Below are 1,143 nucleotides of genomic sequence, written 5' to 3'. Positions count from 1 at the left end.
CCTTGTATCTTTAAGCCTCGGACCGGCTCGGGCAGCCCGAGCGGCCTCTGGGATGTTTGAAGCCCGTGACTGAGCACTGGGCGCCTGAGCCGGACCGTCCTTCTCTGCAGCCCGAACGGTTGTAAGAATTTGAAGTTCGCATAGACAAGGATGGGAGTGAGAGGACGTGTCCGACTCTGTTTTTATCGGTATTGACGTCTCCAGCCAGACCCTGGAGATCGCCAGCAGCGAACAGGCCAAGACTTGGCAGCTCGCCAATGACGTGGCTGGCATCGAGCAACTGGTCAAACAAGCATCGGCTTTGGCGCCCGCGCTGGTTGTGCTGGAGGCCACGGGCGGCTACGAGTTCGAAGCGGCCTGCGCGTTGCAGGCCGCGGGCCTGGCGGTAGCGGTGGTCAACCCGCGCACCGCGCGCGACTTCGCCCGCGCGATGGGCGCGCTGGCCAAGACCGATGCGTTGGATGCGCGCATGCTGGCGGCCTTCGCCCGCGTGCTGCATCAGCACCCCGAGCGCGAGCGCTTCGTCAAGCCGCTGGCTGATGCCGAGTTGCAGCAACTGCAGGCCCTGGTGCTGCGTCGGCGCCAGTTGGTGCAGATGCTGACCTCCGAGCGGCAGCGCCTGCGCCTGGCTCACGCGGCGGCGCGCCCGAGCATCGAGCGGGTCATTGAATTCTTGAAGCAGGAACTCGGCGACAGCGAGGCCGAGGTGGCCGCGCATGTGCAGCGTCACCACGCCCAATTGGCCCACGCGCTGGCCAGCGTGCCGGGCATTGGCGCTGCCAGCGTTGCAGTGCTGCTGGCCGAACTTCCCGAACTCGGCAAGCTCGACCGGCGCCGCATCGCTGCGCTGGTGGGCGTTGCGCCCTTGAACCGCGACTCCGGCCAGATGCGTGGCCAGCGCTGCATCTGGGGTGGGCGCGCCGATGTGCGGCGAACCCTGTACATGGCCACGCTGACGGCGGTGCGGCATAACCCGGCGCTCAAGGCCTGCTACGAACGCCTGCTGGCGGCAGGAAAGCGCAAGAAGGTCGCTCTGGTCGCCTGCATGCGTAAGCTGCTGACTATGCTCAATGCCATCGCCAAACACGGCTCCACATGGGATTCGACTATGCATATCGCTTGACTTTCAAGACGGTTGCTCAG

General features: G+C 65.4%; 1 protein-coding gene. It reads left to right on the top strand.

Going from position 1 to position 1,143, the window contains the following annotated elements:
* Positions 1-166: 166 nt before the first annotated feature.
* Positions 167-1,123: a transposase gene (locus EJI00_RS24875; protein ID WP_126750121.1), complete on the top strand. Its 957-nt coding sequence runs from the start codon at positions 167-169 to the stop codon at positions 1,121-1,123.
* The last annotated feature ends 20 nt before the right edge of the window (positions 1,124-1,143 follow it).

Source organism: Variovorax sp. DXTD-1, from assembly GCF_003984625.1.
Lineage (GTDB): Bacteria > Pseudomonadota > Gammaproteobacteria > Burkholderiales > Burkholderiaceae_C > Variovorax.
The sequence above is the reverse complement of the archived record's forward strand: the minus strand, read 5'-3'. Positions and strand labels throughout refer to the sequence as shown.